The 15539-nt window shown below is 64.4% G+C and carries 15 protein-coding genes; 8 read left to right on the forward strand and 7 right to left on the reverse strand.

The genetic code is table 11. From position 1 onward, the window contains the following. The first annotated feature begins 6 nt into the window (after window positions 1-6). The 4 genes from L6D77_RS08500 to L6D77_RS08510 all read left to right on the forward strand — a co-directional run bounded on the left by L6D77_RS08500 (window position 7) and on the right by L6D77_RS08510 (window position 3181). Window positions 7-363: a 4a-hydroxytetrahydrobiopterin dehydratase gene (locus L6D77_RS08500; RefSeq protein WP_232882768.1), complete on the forward strand. Its 357-nt coding sequence runs from the start codon at window positions 7-9 to the stop codon at window positions 361-363. Further along, window positions 360-1556 (forward strand): amino acid aminotransferase, encoded by a 1197-nt coding sequence (locus tag L6D77_RS08505; protein WP_232882767.1) that lies wholly within the window; start codon window positions 360-362, stop codon window positions 1554-1556. The genes L6D77_RS08500 and L6D77_RS08505 overlap by 4 nt, the downstream gene beginning before the upstream one ends. A 197-nt stretch (window positions 1557-1753) precedes the next feature. Then, window positions 1754-1882, forward strand: coding sequence for a hypothetical protein (locus tag L6D77_RS27290; protein ID WP_256671375.1), 129 nt, complete (start codon window positions 1754-1756; stop codon window positions 1880-1882). Between the two features lie 99 nt (window positions 1883-1981). Beyond that, window positions 1982-3181, forward strand: a complete 1200-nt coding sequence (locus tag L6D77_RS08510; protein ID WP_232882766.1) for an MFS transporter — start codon at window positions 1982-1984, stop codon at window positions 3179-3181. 135 nt (window positions 3182-3316) lie between these two features. Here L6D77_RS08510 and ydiJ read toward each other — a convergent pair whose 3' ends face one another. Continuing rightward, window positions 3317-6337: a D-2-hydroxyglutarate dehydrogenase YdiJ gene (gene ydiJ / locus L6D77_RS08515; RefSeq protein WP_232882765.1), complete on the reverse strand. Its 3021-nt coding sequence runs from the start codon at window positions 6335-6337 to the stop codon at window positions 3317-3319. A 151-nt stretch (window positions 6338-6488) separates the two neighbouring features. Between ydiJ and L6D77_RS08520 the strand changes: the two genes are divergently transcribed. Next, window positions 6489-7373, forward strand: coding sequence for a LysR substrate-binding domain-containing protein (locus tag L6D77_RS08520; RefSeq protein WP_232882764.1), 885 nt, complete (start codon window positions 6489-6491; stop codon window positions 7371-7373). 148 nt (window positions 7374-7521) lie between these two features. Here the strand turns inward: L6D77_RS08520 and L6D77_RS08525 are convergent, their stop codons facing one another. From L6D77_RS08525 to L6D77_RS08550, 6 genes are all read right to left on the reverse strand, one after another. Beyond that, window positions 7522-8940: an amino acid permease gene (locus L6D77_RS08525; RefSeq protein WP_232882763.1), complete on the reverse strand. Its 1419-nt coding sequence runs from the start codon at window positions 8938-8940 to the stop codon at window positions 7522-7524. Window positions 8941-9719: 779 nt separating this feature from the next. Next, window positions 9720-10784: a 23S rRNA pseudouridine(2605) synthase RluB gene (gene rluB / locus L6D77_RS08530; protein ID WP_232882762.1), complete on the reverse strand. Its 1065-nt coding sequence runs from the start codon at window positions 10782-10784 to the stop codon at window positions 9720-9722. A 192-nt stretch (window positions 10785-10976) separates the two neighbouring features. Further along, entirely contained in the window at window positions 10977-11744 is a 768-nt protein-coding gene (gene scpB, locus L6D77_RS08535; protein WP_232882761.1) for an SMC-Scp complex subunit ScpB, read from the reverse strand. Between the two features lie 12 nt (window positions 11745-11756). Further along, window positions 11757-12455 (reverse strand): segregation and condensation protein A, encoded by a 699-nt coding sequence (locus L6D77_RS08540; protein WP_232882885.1) that lies wholly within the window; start codon window positions 12453-12455, stop codon window positions 11757-11759. Between the two features lie 125 nt (window positions 12456-12580). Continuing rightward, complete coding sequence (locus tag L6D77_RS08545) at window positions 12581-13210, reverse strand: L-threonylcarbamoyladenylate synthase (RefSeq protein ID WP_232882760.1); 630 nt, start codon at window positions 13208-13210, stop codon at window positions 12581-12583. Between the two features lie 13 nt (window positions 13211-13223). Then, complete coding sequence (locus L6D77_RS08550) at window positions 13224-14084, reverse strand: PHP domain-containing protein (protein WP_232882759.1); 861 nt, start codon at window positions 14082-14084, stop codon at window positions 13224-13226. Window positions 14085-14151: 67 nt separating this feature from the next. On the opposite strand from L6D77_RS08550, the gene L6D77_RS08555 reads away from it, so the two are divergent. From L6D77_RS08555 to L6D77_RS08565, 3 genes are all read left to right on the forward strand, one after another. Beyond that, window positions 14152-14748, forward strand: a complete 597-nt coding sequence (locus L6D77_RS08555) for a septation protein A (protein ID WP_232882758.1) — start codon at window positions 14152-14154, stop codon at window positions 14746-14748. 1 nt (window position 14749) lies between these two features. Continuing rightward, a complete protein-coding gene (locus L6D77_RS08560) occupies window positions 14750-15049 on the forward strand; it encodes a YciI family protein (RefSeq protein ID WP_232882757.1) in 300 nt (99 codons plus the stop codon). A 94-nt stretch (window positions 15050-15143) separates the two neighbouring features. After that, complete coding sequence (locus tag L6D77_RS08565; RefSeq protein WP_232882756.1) at window positions 15144-15536, forward strand: SH3 domain-containing protein; 393 nt, start codon at window positions 15144-15146, stop codon at window positions 15534-15536. The last annotated feature ends 3 nt before the right edge of the window (window positions 15537-15539 follow it).

A 15539-nucleotide genomic window follows, 5' to 3' on the forward strand; every position in this document is an offset into this window, starting at 1 on the left:
CTCACCATGAATGCCTTGAACCAAGCCCACTGCGAAGCCTGCCGCGCCGATGCCCCGAAAGTCACCGACGAGGAACTGGCGGTACTGATCCGCGAGATCCCGGACTGGAACATCGAAGTGCGCGACGGCCACATGGAGCTCGAGCGCGTCTTCCTGTTCAAGAACTTCAAGCACGCCCTGGCCTTCACCAACGCCGTGGGTGAAATCGCCGAGGCCGAAGGCCACCACCCGGGCCTGATGACCGAGTGGGGCAAGGTCACCGTGACCTGGTGGAGCCACTCGATCAAAGGCCTGCACCGCAACGACTTCATCATGTGCGCCCGCACCGACAAGGTCGCCGAGACCGCCGAAGGGCGCAAGTGATGCACTTCGCGGCGATCGGGCGGGTCCCTGGCGACCCGATCCTCGGGCTGATGGAGGCCTACGCGCGCGATGACAACCCGGCCAAGTTCGACCTGGGCGTCGGCGTGTTCAAGGACGCCCAGGGCCTGACGCCGATACCTTCGGCGGTCAAGCAGGCCGAACAACGCCTGGTTGCCCAGCAAGCCAGCAAAAGCTACATCGGCGGCCACGGCGACGCAGCCTTTGGCCGCCTGATCAGCGAACTGGTGCTGGGTAGCGCTTCGCCGCTGCTGGCCAACCAGCGCGCTGGCGCCACCCAGACCCCGGGCGGCACTGGCGCACTGCGCCTGGCGGCGGAGTTCATCGCCCAGTGCCTGCCGGGCCGCGGCCTGTGGCTGAGCGACCCGACCTGGCCGATCCACGAGACGATCTTCGCCGGCGCCGGCCTGAAGGTGTCGCACTACCCCTACGTGGGCAGCGACAACCGCCTGAACGTTGCCGGCATGCTCGCCGCGCTGGAACAGGCACCGGAAGGCGACGTGGTGCTGCTGCACGCCTGCTGCCACAACCCCACCGGTTTCGACCTGGGCCAGGATGACTGGCGCGCGGTGCTCGACGTCGTCAAGCGGCGCAACCTGCTGCCACTGATCGACTTCGCCTACCAGGGTTTTGGCGATGGCCTGGAACAGGACGCCTGGGCCGTGCGCCTGTTCGCCGCCGAGTTGCCGGAACTGCTGATCACCAGCTCCTGCTCGAAGAACTTCGGCCTGTACCGCGACCGCACCGGCGCCCTGCTGGTGTGCAGCCACGACGCCGAGAAACTGCAGGACGTACGCAGCCAGCTGGCGCTGCTTGCCCGCAACCTGTGGTCGACGCCGCCGGACCATGGCGCCGCCGTGGTCGCGCAGATCCTTGGCGACCCGGCGCTCAAGGCGCTGTGGGTCGAGGAAGTCGAGGCCATGCGCCAACGCATCGCCGAACTGCGCCAAGGGCTGGTCGAGGCCCTGGTGCCGCACGGGCTGGCCGAGCGCTTCGCGCACATTGCCGCGCAACGCGGGATGTTCTCGTATACCGGGCTGAACCCGGAGCAAGTGCGCCTGCTGCGTGAAAAGCACAGCGTGTACATGGTCGGCACTGGCCGGGCGAATATCGCCGGGGCCGATACCAAGCGCCTGGAACAGCTGGCTGCGGCAATCGCCGACGTCTGTAATTGATATTTTGGGGCCGCTTTGCGGCCCCATTATTCAGACCCCATACCCCCCGCACCGTCCGATATCCGCCCGTAAAAACCGACCCACGGGGCGGAAAAATCTCAAACTGTCATCCTCACTGCTGTATCCTGCCCCTGCTTTTCGAAGCCACACACGCGCCACGCGCAGTCTTTTCACTCACACTTGCGAGGAACGACGAGATGCATGAAATCCCGAATCTTCCCTTCCCAAGCCTGAACCCCGAAGAGCAATCCGTTGCCGCCCACGCCGAACCGACGCCTGCCGTCGAACCGCACGGTGACGATCAATCCAGCGCCGACCAGGAATAACCGCGCAGACCCCGACAGTGTGAAAACGGCTGGCCTGTGGGAACCTCCCCGCCATCGCGTTTTCACACCGTCCAGAACCTCTACCCTCCGAAGGCCCCCATGCCCGATTCACCGCGCCCCCTTGCGGTCACCCTGCAAGTCGTCTCGATCGTCCTCTTCACCTTCATCGGCTACCTGAACATCGGCATCCCCCTTGCCGTGTTGCCGGGCTATGTGCACAACCAACTGGGTTTCAGCGCCGTCATCGCCGGCCTGGTGATCAGTGTGCAGTACCTGGCCACCCTGCTCAGCCGCCCTACCGCCAGCCGCATCATCGACAACCTCGGCAGCAAGAAAGCCGTGATGTGGGGCCTGGCCGGCTGCGGCCTGAGCGGCGTATTCATGCTCGCCTGCCACTTCCTCACGCCTTGGCCGTGGCTGAGCCTGGCCTGCCTGCTGATCGGCCGCCTGGTACTGGGCAGCGCGGAAAGCCTGGTGGGCTCGGGTTCGATCGGCTGGGGCATTGGTCGGGTCGGCGCGAACAACACCGCCAAGGTGATCTCCTGGAACGGTATCGCCAGCTATGGCGCACTGGCCATCGGCGCGCCGCTGGGGGTGCTGATGGTCAAGCACCTCGGGCTGTGGAGCATGGGCGCGAGCATCATCCTGCTGGGCGTGCTCGGCCTGCTGCTGGCCTGGCCCAAGCGCGCAGCGCCGGTGGTCAGCGGGGTGCGCCTGCCCTTTTTGCAAGTACTGGGCAAGGTGTTCCCCCATGGTTCGGGGCTGGCGCTGGGCTCGATCGGTTTCGGCACCATCGCCACCTTCATCACCCTGTATTACGCCAGCCGCGACTGGCCCAACGCAGCGCTGACCCTGAGCCTGTTCGGCGCCAGCTTCATCAGCGCACGGCTGCTGTTCGGCAACATGATCAACCGCCTGGGTGGTTTTCGCGTGGCAATCGCTTGCCTGTCGGTGGAGACCCTGGGGTTGCTGATGCTGTGGCTGGCACCAAGCGCCGAAATAGCTCTGGCCGGGGCGGCGCTCAGTGGTTTCGGGTTCTCGCTGGTGTTCCCGGCACTGGGCGTCGAGGCGGTGAACCAGGTATCGGCGGCCAACCGCGGTGCAGCGGTGGGGGCGTATTCGCTGTTCATCGATTTGTCGCTGGGGATTACCGGGCCGCTGGTGGGCGCGGTGGCGGCGGGGTTCGGGTTTGCCTCGATGTTCCTGTTTGCGGCAGGTGCAGCGGCGTGCGGACTGGTGTTGAGCCTGTATCTGTACCGCCAGGCGCGGCGAATGCGCCAGCGCGCTGATCAATCCTGATTCAACTTTCGCTTCACCGGCCTCATCGCCGGCAAGCCGGCTCCCACAGGGTTAGCGCATGGCTCGGGCTTATGCGATCAGAGTGGGAGCCGGCTTGCCGGCGATTGGGCCGCATAGCGGCCCCCGACAATCTCACTAGCGTTGCGCGTACTGCAGCACTACTTCCAGCGGATGGCGCAACTGCTTCTCGGTCATGCGCTTGACCTGGCTGCGGCACGAATAACCGGTCGCCAGCGCCTCGCCATCCTTGTCCAGCTTGGTCGCCCAGGACTGCTCGAAGATGGTCTTCGAAGTTTCCTGGTTACGCGCCTCATGCCCATAGGTACCGGACATGCCACAGCACCCCGTGGCCTCGGTAACCAGCTTCAGGCCCATGCGCGCGAACACCTGCTCCCACTGCTTGGTACTGGCCGGCACGTTGGTCTTCTCGGTGCAGTGGGCCATCAGGCGGTAGCTGCCCGCCTTGGCCGGCGCCTGCTCGGGCAGCACGTCCATCAGCCATTCCTGGGGCAGCAGCACCTGCGGGCAGCCCTCCAGGCCGTCGACCTTCTGGTACTCCTGGCGATACACCAGGGTCATCGCCGGGTCCAGGCCCACCAGTGGCACACCGCAGTCGGCCAGGGCCTTGAGCTGGGTGCCGTTGCGGATCGCCGCCTTGGCAAAGGCGCCGAGGAAACCCTGCACATGCAGCGGCTTGCCGTTGGCGCTGTAGGGCGCGAGGAACACCTTGTGCCCCAGGCGATGGGCCAGCTCGATGAACGAGGCCAGCAACGGCGTCTCGAAGTAGCGGGTGAAGGCGTCCTGCACCAGCACGATGCTGCGCTCGCGCTGGGCCGGGGTCAGTTCGCGCAGGGCCGGCACGCTGGCCACCTGCACCCGGCAACGGGTCAGGGTGGCCTGGAAGTTGAAGCGGCTGATCAGCGGGCTGTCGACCATGCCGACCTGGTCCGCCAGCAGCTTGCTTACCCACTTCGAGCCCATCACCGCGTTGTACAGGCCCGGCGCGTGGGCCAGGTACGGAATGGTGAACTCCAGCGAACCGATCAGGTAATCACGCAGCGGGCGCTGGTAACGGCCGTGGTACAGCTCGAGGAAGCGCGAGCGGAAGTCCGGCACATTGACCTTGATCGGGCACTGCCCCGCGCAGGACTTGCACGCCAGGCAACCGGCCATGGCGTCATACACCTCGTGAGAAAAATCTTGCTGCCCCTGCTGTTGCGCACGGCTGTTGCGCAGCCGAGCCGGCAGCCCCTTGAGCCAGGAGGCCTTGCGCTGGGCGGCGGCCAGCACGTCGATGTTGGCCTCGCCCTGCAGGCGCAGCCATTCGCGGATCAACGAAGCGCGGCCCTTGGGCGAGTGCTGGCGTTCGCGGGTGGCCTTCCACGACGGGCACATGGCGTCGTTGGGGTCGTAGTTGTAGCAGGCGCCGTTGCCGTTGCAGTGCACGGCGCTGCCGAAGCTCTGCCACACGCGCTCGTCGATGCTGCGGTCCAGATCGCCACGCAGGGTCACGCCATCCACCGGGGTCAGGCCTTCGGCGCTGTCCGGCGGGGTGCAGATCTTGCCGGGGTTGAGCTGGTTGTGTGGGTCGAACGCGCCCTTGAGGCGCTGCAGCGCCGGGTACAGCTCACCGAAATACTCTGGCACATACTCCGAGCGCAGGCCCTTGCCGTGCTCGCCCCACAGCAGGCCGCCATAGCTTTTGGTCAGCGCCGCCACGGCATCGGAGATCGGCTTGACCAGGGCGGCCTGGGCCGGGTCCTTCATGTCCAGCGCCGGGCGCACGTGCAGCACGCCGGCATCGACGTGGCCGAACATGCCGTAGGCCAGGCCATAGCCATCGAGCAGCGCACGGAAGTCGGCAATGTAATCGGCCAGTTGCTCTGGTGGTACCGCGGTGTCCTCGACGAACGGCTGCGGGCGCACTTCGCCCTCGACGTTGCCCAGCAGCCCCACCGAGCGCTTGCGCATCACATAGACGCGGGTCACTGCCTCGGCGCCTTCAGCCAGGGTGTGGCCCAGGCGCTCGACACCCTTGTCGGCCTGCAGGTGCGCGACGAAGGCCTGGACCCGGGCATTGACCTCGTCCGGCTCGTCACCGCAGAACTCCACCAGGTTGATGCCCAGGGTCGGGCGCTCGGGGTCGGCCGGGAAGTATTCGGCGACGCTGTGCCAGACGATGTCCTTCATCGCCAGCATCAACACCTTGGAGTCGACGGTCTCGATCGACAGCGGCTTGTGCGCCATCAATGCATTGGCGTCGCGCAGGGCGTCCATGAAGCTGGTGTAGCGCACGTTGACCAGCACGGCGTACTTGGGGATCGGCAGCACGTTGAGCTTGGCCTCGACCACATAGCCCAGCGAGCCCTCGGCGCCGCACAGCACGCTGTTGAGGTTGAAGCGGCCCTGCTCGTCGCGCAGGTGCGCCAGGTCATAGCCGGTCAGGCAGCGGTTGAGCTTGGGGAAGGTGCTCTCGATCAGCTCACCCTGGGTTTCCTGGATCTCGCGGGCCATGCGGTAAACCTCGCCCACCCGCCCGGGGGCGGCGCAAGCCTGCGCCAGCGCCGCGTCGTCGATCGGCAGGCTGTGCAGGCGCTCGCCACCGAGCAGCACGCTGTGCAGCTCCAGCACGTGGTCGCGGGTCTTGCCGTAGGTGCAGCTGCCCTGGCCGCTGGCGTCGGTGTTGATCATGCCGCCCACGGTGGCGCGGTTGGAGGTGGACAGCTCGGGGGCGAAGAACAGCCCGTGGGGCTTGAGCGCGGCGTTGAGCTGGTCCTTGACCGTGCCGGCCTGCACCCGCACCCAGCGCTCCTCGACGTTGATTTCGAGGATCTTGTTCATGTGCCGCGAGAGATCGACGACGATACCGTCGGTCAACGACTGGCCGTTGGTACCGGTACCACCACCGCGCGGGGTGAGCTTAATGGCATGAAAGCGCGGTTCGGCCATCAGCGTGGCGACCCGCACCACATCGTCGGCGTCCAGCGGGAACACCGCCGCCTGGGGCAGGCGCTGGTAGATCGAGTTGTCGGTGGCCAGCACGGTACGGGTGCCGTAGTCGGCACTGATCTGGCCACGGAAGCCATTGTTCTTCAGGGCTTCGAGGAATTCGGGGTAGTTGGCGGCAGGCGCACGGGGCAGCAGCTGGGCGATCATCGATGGATGCCTCTTTGATATCGGCTAATTCACGGAAATCCTGTCATCGCGGTATGGATTTAACATGAGCGGATGACGAATGCGCCAATGTTCCTGTAGTTTCGCGCCAGGGGCAAACGGATATTCCTGCCGCTATCAATGAGTTTTATGAATGAATTACCGCCACCTCACCCCGTCGATGTCGCTGCTGCTGGCATTCGAAGCCGCCGCCCGACATGAAAGCTACACCCGCGCCGCCGCGGAGCTTTCGCTGACGCAAAGCGCGGTGAGCCGGCAAGTGCAGGCGCTGGAGCAGCAACTGGGGCTTACCCTGTTCCGCCGCGAGGGCCGCCAGGTGCAACTGACCGACGTCGGCCGCCTGTACCAGCGCGAGCTGAGCGAGGCGCTGGGGCGCATCCGCAGCGCCACCTTGCAGGCGCTGGCCTATCAGTCCGGGGTCGGCACCCTGCGCCTGGCCACCCTGCCGACCTTCGGCTCGAAATGGCTGCTGCCACGCCTGCATGCGTTCTACAGCGCCCACCCGGGGATGCTGGTGCATATTCATTCACGTATCGAAGCGATCAATTTCGACACCAGCGAGATCGACGCCGCCATCGGCGTGGCCAGCCACGACTTGCCGGGGCTGATCTGCCATCGCCTGCATGCCGAGGAGCTGGTGGTGATCCTGCCGCCCGAGGCCGCTGGCGAAGAGGCTGGCTGGAGCCCGGCGCGCATCAGCGGGCAAGTGCTGTTGAATGTCGCCAATAATCCACATGCCTGGGGCGAATGGTTCTCCCATCACGCCCTGCCCCACCGCGCGATGCGCCTGGGGCCGAGCTTCGAGCTGACCTCACACCTGATCCAGGCCGTGCGCGCCGGGATTGGCATCGGCCTGGTGCCGCGCATTCTGGTGCAGGAAGAGCTGGCCAGTGGCGAGCTGTTCAGCCCGGGGGAGCCGTTTGCCAGCCAACGCAGTTATTACTTGATCTATCCGCCGCGCAACGAGGCTTTGCCTTCGTTAAGAGCGTTTCGCAGCTGGTTGCTCGAACAGATCTGAAGGCCTCATCGCCGGCAAGCCGGCTCCCACAATTGACGGTGATCGCTGTCACTGTGGGAGCCGGCTTGCCGGCGATGAGGCCGGAACAGGCAACAAAAAACCCGATGCCAGTCGCCCGGCATCGGGTTTCTTGAATCAGCCTCAGCGCTTACTTGGCAACCGTGCCAGCCGCACCGTTGGCCTGCGAGCCACGCTTGCTCTTGAGCATGTAGGCCACATACATCACCACCAGCCATACCGGCATCGCATACACCGACACCTGGATGCCCGGGATCTGCAGCATGATGCCCAGGATCAGCACCACGAACGCCAGCACCACATAGTTGCCGTAGGGGTACCACAGCGCCTTGAACAGCGGCTTCTGGCCAGTACGGTCGAGGTGTTGACGGAACTTCAGGTGCGAGTAGCTGATCATCGCCCAGTTGATGACCAGGGTCGCCACCACCAGCGACATCAACAGCTCCAGGGCATTCTGCGGCATCCAGTAGTTGAGCAGCACCGCGATCAGGGTCACGGCCGCCGACACCAGGATCGAACGTACCGGCACGCCGCGCTTGTCCACCTTGGCCAGCGCCGCCGGGGCATCGCCCTGCTCGGCCATGCCCAGGAGCATACGGGCGTTGCAGTAGGTACCGCTGTTGTACACCGACAATGCAGCGGTCAGCACCACGAAGTTCAGCAGATGCGCGGCCACGTCACTGCCCAGCAGCGAGAACACCTGGACGAACGGGCTGCTGCCATAGCTGCCACCGGAGGCGTCGATGCTGGCGACCAGGGTGTCCCACGGCGTCAGCGACAGCAGTACCACCAGTGCACCGACGTAGAAGATCAGGATGCGGTAGATGACCTGGTTGATGGCCTTGGGGATCACGGTCTTCGGCTTGTCGGCCTCTGCAGCGGTGAAGCCGAGCATTTCCAGGCCACCGAAGGAGAACATGATGAACGCCAGGGCCATCACCAGGCCGCTGACCCCATTGGGGAAGAAGCCGCCATGGGCCCACAGGTTGGTGACCGTGGCCTCAGGGCCGCCGCTACCGCTGGTCAGCAGGTAGGCACCCAGGCCGATCATGCCGACGATGGCAGCCACCTTGATGATGGCGAACCAGAACTCGGCCTCGCCGAAGAACTTCACGTTCATCAGGTTGATGGCGTTGATCAGCAGGAAGAACCCTGCCGCGGTGACCCAGGTCGGGATCTCCGGCCACCAGTAATGGACGTACTTGCCCACCGCCGACAGTTCCGACATGCCGACCAGGATGTACAGCACCCAGCAGTTCCAGCCCGACAGGAAGCCGGCGAAACCGCCCCAGTACTTGTGCGCGAAGTGGCTGAAGGAGCCGGCCACCGGCTCCTCGACGATCATCTCGCCCAGCTGGCGCATGATCATGAAGGCAATGAAGCCGCAGATGGCGTAGCCGAGGATCATCGACGGACCCGCGGATTTCATCACGCCGGCCGAGCCGAGGAACAATCCGGTGCCGATGGCGCCGCCCAGGGCGATCAGCTGGATATGGCGATTCTTCAAGCCACGCTTGAGTTCGCCGGACTGTGAGGTATGTCCACTCATGAACGAAGTCACCTGCTTGTTTTTATCTGTGACGGAATCGGACCCACCGCGCTCGTGGCGCAGCGGAATGGGCAAGGTGGTTACCTTGGGTTCTTGGACGGGCCTGTCGCGGTGGGCACGGGGCCCAGGGCGAATCAACCGGGTGTCAGCAAGAGTGCGCGGTACGCAAGGGGGTCACAGGTAAAACGCGGCGCATTGTATACCCCTGCAAACGCGCAGGCGTCAACGCGTTGCATCGTTTCCTGTGGAAAAAACGCAGCGGTCCTGGGGTGAAGGCCTGAAAAGGCGGAGTGATCGGCGTACATGGCGCCTCCATTTGTTGTTCTGTAACCGGGCTCTGTGGCCAGGCGTTGCACACGGCAATGGCGCTATATCAACGTGTGGGCGGGGTTTGGACAAGGGGGCGGATCGAGGGCGGAAGGCTCTGGAATGGCGGATGCGGCAAGTTCTGTTTACAGCGGTAGGAAAAATCTGGTTTGGCCGGGAATTTTGCCACGATTCGTATAGATTTCTTTACATGGCGGTTCGAAAACTTTCCAAAACCTAAAAAAATTTCTTTTGAATCAGCTATTTGTGCAGCGTAAGCCCTCACACCTGTAGGGTCGGCCTTGTGCCGCGAAAGGGCTGCACAGCAGCCCCGGGATCTCAAGTAGCCTCAAGATCGCAGGGGCCGCTTTGCGGCCTTTTCGCGGCACAAGGCCGCTCCTACAGGGGTCGCGTAGATTCGCCGGGCACAAAAAAGCCAGCCCGAAGGCTGGCTCTTTCACTGCAAGGGCCGATCAGCCACGCGGCTTGCCGCGACCACGGCCGGCCGGCTTGTCGCCGTCCGGGCGGGCGGGACGCTTGCGCATGTCGCTCGGGCGCTCGGCCACCGCGCTTCCACGGCTGCCCTTGCGCGGTGCAGCCTCTTCACGCGGCGCACGAGCCGGACGCTCGGCCTGACCTTCACCGGCCGGACGCAGGGTGCGCACACGCTCGCCACGGCCCAGCGGGCGGGTCGATTTGCGCTGCATGCGCTCCATCTTGTCCTTGGCCTTGAGGTTCAGCGTTGGCAGCGCAACCGGCTGCAGGCCCACTTCGGCGGCCAGGATGTCGATCTCACCCTGGCTCATTTCGCGCCAGCGGCCCATCGGCAGGTCGGAGTTGAGGAACACCGGGCCGAAGCGCACGCGCTTCAGGCGGCTGACCACAACGCCCTGGGACTCCCACAAGCGACGCACTTCACGGTTGCGGCCTTCCATCACCACGCAGTGGTACCAGTGGTTGAAGCCTTCACCGCCCGGGGCCTTCTGGATGTCGGTGAACTTGGCCGGGCCGTCCTCGAGCATCACGCCAGCCTTGAGGCGCTCGACCATGTCGTCGTCGACCTCACCGCGCACGCGCACGGCGTACTCGCGGTCCATCTCGTAGGACGGGTGCATCAGGCGGTTGGCCAGCTCACCGTCGGTGGTGAACAGCAGCAGGCCGGTGGTGTTGATGTCCAGGCGGCCGATGTTGATCCAGCGGCCCTCTTTAGGGCGCGGCAGGCGGTCGAACACGGTCGGGCGGCCTTCCGGGTCGTCACGGGTGCAGATTTCGCCATCGGGCTTGTTGTACATGATCACGCGGCGGGTCGCTTCGGCGGCCTCGACACGCTTGATCAGCTTGCCGTCGACGGTAATGGCGTCGTGCAGGTCGACGCGAAGGCCCAAGGTGGCCTCGACACCGTTGACCTTGATACGGCCCTGGCTGATCCAGGCCTCGACGTCACGACGCGAGCCCACGCCGATGCGCGCCAGCACTTTCTGCAGCTTTTCGCCGGACGGAGGGGTGGGTTGTTGGTCCTGCAGGTCTTGCTCACTCATCTGGGCACCTCCCGGTGTATTAGTGAAAGCGTTTTTTGGCGACGGATGCGCCAAAGGGGCGCGCATCATACGCGGTTCGACGCCCGAACGCACTGGAGGGTAGGGGTTTTTTCGAAGCTTTGGATCGTTTTCTGCCGAGTGACCTGCTTTACCTGTGCCGGCGAAGGGGCCGGCACAGGCTATACAAAACAATCAGGATTGCAGCTTATCCTCAGCCTCAGGAAACTGTTCTTCTTCGCGCAAATCATCGAAATCAGTCTTGAGCCCTTCTTCCATCGCATCCAGCTCCACCAGCAGCGTGCGGAAGCTGGTCTCATCCTTCGGCGGCGGCTCTTCGCCCTCCTCGCCCAAACTGGCATCGGCCAAGGCCTGAAGATGCGCAGGCACCGGCGCCTCGTCCGGGTCATCGGGCAGCGGTTCGGGCTCCAATTCACGCAGCTCAGCCAACGCCGGCAACTGGTCGAGGCTCTTTAGATTGAAGTGATCAAGAAACGCCTTGGTGGTGGCGAACATCGCCGGCCGCCCGGGCACCTCACGGTAACCGACGATGCGGATCCACTCGCGCTCCATCAAGGTCTTGATGATGTTGCTGTTCACCGCCACCCCCCGCACATCCTCGATCTCGCCGCGGGTGATGGGTTGGCGATAAGCAATCAGCGCAATGGTTTCAAGCAGGGCACGGGAATAGCGCTGCGGGCGCTCTTCCCATAGGCGGCCGACCCAGGGCGCATAGTTTTCGCGAATCTGCAGGCGGTAACCGGTGGCCACCTCCTTGAGCTCGAAGGCGCGGCCATTGCAAGACTTGCCGAGCACCTCCAGAGCTTTCTTGAAGACAGCCGGCGCCGGGCGCTCGCCCTCTTCGAACAGTTCGTACAGGCGTTCCAGGGATTGCGGCTTGCCCGAGGCTAGCAGGAAGGCCTCGATCAATGAGGCGAGTTCGCGGGGTTCGTTCAGGTTCATGGGGTCGTCAGGTCACTCTGCCCGGGCGCGGACGTGGATCGGGGCGAAAGCCTCATTTTGCACCAGTTCGATCAGCGATTCCTTCACCAGCTCAAGAATGGCCATGAAGGTCACCACCACCCCAAGCTTGCCTTCCTCGGCGGCGAACAGCTCGACGAAGGGGACGAACTCGCCCCCCTTGAGGCGTTCGAGCACCTGGCTCATGCGCTCGCGGGTGGACAGTGTCTCGCGGGTGATCTGGTGGCTTTCGAACAGGTCGTTGCGGCGCATGACCTCGGCCATGGACAACAGGATCTCTTCCAGGGCCACGTCGGGCAGCAGCTTGCGCACCTTGGCCTGCGGCGCATCCAGCTGCGGCACTACAACCTCGCGGCCCACCCGTGGCAACTCATCGATACCCTCGGCGGCAGCCTTGAAGCGCTCGTACTCCTGCAGCCGGCGGATCAGCTCGGCGCGCGGGTCGCCCTCTTCCTCCTCCACTTCGGTGGAGCGCGGCAGCAGCATGCGCGACTTGATCTCGGCCAGCATCGCGGCCATCACCAGGTACTCGGCGGCCAGCTCCAGGCGCACGTTCTTCATCAGCTCGACATAGCTCATGTACTGGCGGGTGATTTCCGCCACCGGGATATCGAGGATGTCGACGTTCTGCTTGCGGATCAGGTACAGCAGCAGGTCCAACGGGCCTTCGAAGGCTTCGAGGAAGACTTCCAGGGCGTCCGGCGGGATGTACAGATCGACTGGCAGTTCGGTCAGGGCTTCGCCATAGACCAGGGCCAACTGCAGCTGGAAAGGCGTCTCGGCCTCGCTGGCCGGCGCCTCGGGCGCGTCCACCTGGCTCACGCGTTGGCCAGGAACGGGGTGGGGTCGCCGCAGCCTTCGCGAATCAGCTCGGGCTCATCGCCCGACAGGTCGATGATGGTGGACGCTTTCAGGTCACCGAAACCGCCATCAATCACCAGGTCGACACGGTGTTCCAGCCGTCCACGGATCTCATAGGGGTCGGTCATCGGCTCGCTATCGCCCGGCAGGATCAGGCTCACGCTCATCAACGGCTCACCCAACTCGGCCAGCAGCGCCAGGGTGATGGCATGGTCCGGCACACGCAGGCCGATGGTGCGGCGCTTCTCGTGCAGCAACAGGCGCGGTACCTCGCGGGTGCCGTTGAGGATGAAGGTATAAGGCCCCGGCACATGGGCCTTGAGCAGGCGGAAAGTGCCGGTATCGACCTTGGCATACAGCCCCAGCTGCGACATGTCGCAACACATCAGGGTGAAGTTGTGCGACTTGTCCAGGCCGCGCAGGCGACGCACCCGCTCGATCGCCGCCTTGTCGCCGATCTGGCAACCCAGGGCGTAGGCCGAATCGGTCGGGTAAACCACCACGCCGCCCTTGCGGATGATCTCCACCGCCTGGCGGATCAAACGGGGTTGCGGGTTCTCCGGATGAATCTGGAAAAATTGGCTCACGAAGTCGTCCTGTTCATACCGCCATAGGCTGTTCATGTCGGAATCGGCGCCACAGGGGTGGCAGGTCCTCAGGCAATGGCCGGTAGGCACCGATCTCGCCCCAGGTGCCGGGGCCGTGGAAATCACTGCCAGCGCTTGCCAGCAGGCCGAACTCACGGGTGAGGATGGACATCGTCCCCACCTGCTCGGGCGGCATCATCCCATTGACCACTTCCAGTGCCTGCCCACCTGCCTGAATATAGTCGGCAATCAGCCGTCTGCGCTTGCTGCGGGTCAGTTCGTAGTGCATGGGATGGGCCAGGCTCACCCACGCATTGGACTCGCGCAGGGTGGCAACGGTTTCCTCGAGCGTCGGCCAGTGCAGTTTGACGTCACCCAGCTTGCCGGCGCCCAGCCACTTGCGAAACGCTTCGCCACGGTCCTTGACGAAGCCTGCGCGCACCATGAACTCGGCAAAATGCGGGCGCGCCGGGGCGTTGCCGCTGTCGCCCAGCTCCTGCTGCACCGCCCGCGCACCTTCGAGCGCCCCGGGCATGCCCTTGGCGGCCAGCTTGCGATCGATCTCTTCGGCGCGCAGCCAGCGGCCACGGTGAAGGTTTTCGATAGCTTCGAGCAAGGGTGGTGCATCGAGGGAGAAGTCGTAACCCAATACATGGATGGTCGCGCCACCCCAGGTACACGAAAGCTCCACGCCACTGACCCAGTGCATGCCATTGTCGAGGCAGGCCTGGCGGGCCTCGGGCAGCCCCTCGAGGGTGTCGTGGTCGGTGAGCGACAAGGTCCGCACCCCATGCTCATGGGCCCGGGCGACCAGTGCCGTGGGCGACAGGGCGCCGTCGGAGGCCGTGCTGTGACAGTGCAGATCAACATTCATGGTGGAGCGCTTTCGCTGGAATCGATGTTTGTTATTATGCCGTCACATCCCGCTTCTGGCTGCCACTGTGAAACAATTCATCGATTTCATCCCGCTGCTGCTGTTCTTCGTCGTCTACAAACTGGACCCACGCCCGGTCGAATTCGCCGGTCACAGCTTTGAATTCGGCGGTATCTACAGCGCCACGGCGATGCTTATCCTCAGTTCGCTGGTGGTCTACGGCGCCCTGTTCCTGCGCCACCGCAAGCTTGAGAAGGGCCAGTTGCTGACCCTGGTCGCCTGCCTGGTGTTCGGCGGCCTGACCCTGGCCTTCCACAGCGAAACCTTCCTCAAATGGAAGGCGCCGGTGGTCAACTGGCTGTTCGCCCTGGCCTTCGCCGGCAGCCACTTCATCGGTGACCGGGTGCTGATCAAGCGCATCATGGGCCATGCCCTGACACTTCCAGAAACAGTCTGGACTCGCCTGAACCTGGCGTGGATTGCCTTCTTCCTCGTCTGCGGTGCCGCCAACCTGTTCGTCGCCTTCACCTTCCAGGACTTCTGGGTCGACTTCAAAGTGTTCGGCAGCCTGGGCATGACCGTGATTTTCCTGGTGGCCCAGGGTGTGTATCTCTCACGCCACCTGCACGACACCGACCCCTCAATTTCCAAACCCAAGGACTGACATGCTCTACGCCATCATCGCCAGCGACGTCGCGAACTCCCTGGAAAAACGCCTGGCCGCCCGCCCCGCCCACATCGAGCGCCTGCAGCAGCTCAAGGCCGAAGGCCGTGTGGTACTGGCCGGCCCGCACCCGGCCATCGACAGCAACGACCCAGGTGAAGCCGGCTTCAGCGGCAGCCTGATCGTCGCCGAGTTCGAGTCGCTGGTCGCCGCCCAGGCCTGGGCCGACGCCGACCCGTACATTGCCGCCGGCGTCTACGACAAGGTCGTGGTCAAGCCGTTCAAGCAAGTCCTGCCCTGACCGCACCACGGCGGCAGGCCACGCGCATGCCGCCGCTCATCAATTGCGACGACCGGCCGACAACCTCCTGAACCGACAAGAATCAGGAGTTCCAATGCGTCAAGGTCCGATGTCCGTGCTGCTTTGCCTGTTGCTGCTATCCCCTTTCGCCACGGCCGAACAGCCGTTGTCGCTGGAAGCCGGGGCGCGGATCACCGAGCTGCAGCAGCGCCTGGAAGAGAGCGAGAAACAACGCAGCCTGCTGGCCCAGCAGATGCAGAGCCAGGACAGCGAACGCGAGAGCGCCCAGTTGAGCCGCCTGCGCCAGGACAACCAGCGCCTGAAGCTGGCCATCAAGGAGCTGCAGGCCGCGGCCAATCCTGTGCAACGCCTGCTGACCGACCAGCAGCAATGGTTCCTGATCGGTTCGGCCGTTGCACTGTTTTCGGTAGTCTGCGGTATCTTAGCCAGCGGCGGTCACAGACGACGCCGGCAATGGTTGAATTGAGTG

The organism is Pseudomonas parasichuanensis (genome assembly GCF_021601385.1).
Taxonomy (GTDB): Bacteria; Pseudomonadota; Gammaproteobacteria; order Pseudomonadales; family Pseudomonadaceae; genus Aquipseudomonas; species Aquipseudomonas parasichuanensis.

What these genes read in the sequence shown, in the direction of transcription:
- ydiJ (WP_232882765.1), bottom strand. Translation starts at nt 6,337, where the DNA reads ATGATCGCCCAGCTGCTGCCCCGTGCGCCTGCCGCCAACTACCCCGAA.
- L6D77_RS08550 (WP_232882759.1), bottom strand. Translation starts at nt 14,084, where the DNA reads ATGAATGTTGATCTGCACTGTCACAGCACGGCCTCCGACGGCGCCCTG.
- L6D77_RS08520 (WP_232882764.1), top strand. Translation starts at nt 6,489, where the DNA reads ATGAATTACCGCCACCTCACCCCGTCGATGTCGCTGCTGCTGGCATTC.
- L6D77_RS08525 (WP_232882763.1), bottom strand. Translation starts at nt 8,940, where the DNA reads ATGAGTGGACATACCTCACAGTCCGGCGAACTCAAGCGTGGCTTGAAG.
- L6D77_RS27290 (WP_256671375.1), top strand. Translation starts at nt 1,754, where the DNA reads ATGCATGAAATCCCGAATCTTCCCTTCCCAAGCCTGAACCCCGAAGAG.
- rluB (WP_232882762.1), bottom strand. Translation starts at nt 10,784, where the DNA reads ATGAGTGAGCAAGACCTGCAGGACCAACAACCCACCCCTCCGTCCGGC.
- L6D77_RS08565 (WP_232882756.1), top strand. Translation starts at nt 15,144, where the DNA reads ATGCGTCAAGGTCCGATGTCCGTGCTGCTTTGCCTGTTGCTGCTATCC.
- L6D77_RS08510 (WP_232882766.1), top strand. Translation starts at nt 1,982, where the DNA reads ATGCCCGATTCACCGCGCCCCCTTGCGGTCACCCTGCAAGTCGTCTCG.
- scpB (WP_232882761.1), bottom strand. Translation starts at nt 11,744, where the DNA reads ATGAACCTGAACGAACCCCGCGAACTCGCCTCATTGATCGAGGCCTTC.
- L6D77_RS08560 (WP_232882757.1), top strand. Translation starts at nt 14,750, where the DNA reads ATGCTCTACGCCATCATCGCCAGCGACGTCGCGAACTCCCTGGAAAAA.
- L6D77_RS08500 (WP_232882768.1), top strand. Translation starts at nt 7, where the DNA reads ATGAATGCCTTGAACCAAGCCCACTGCGAAGCCTGCCGCGCCGATGCC.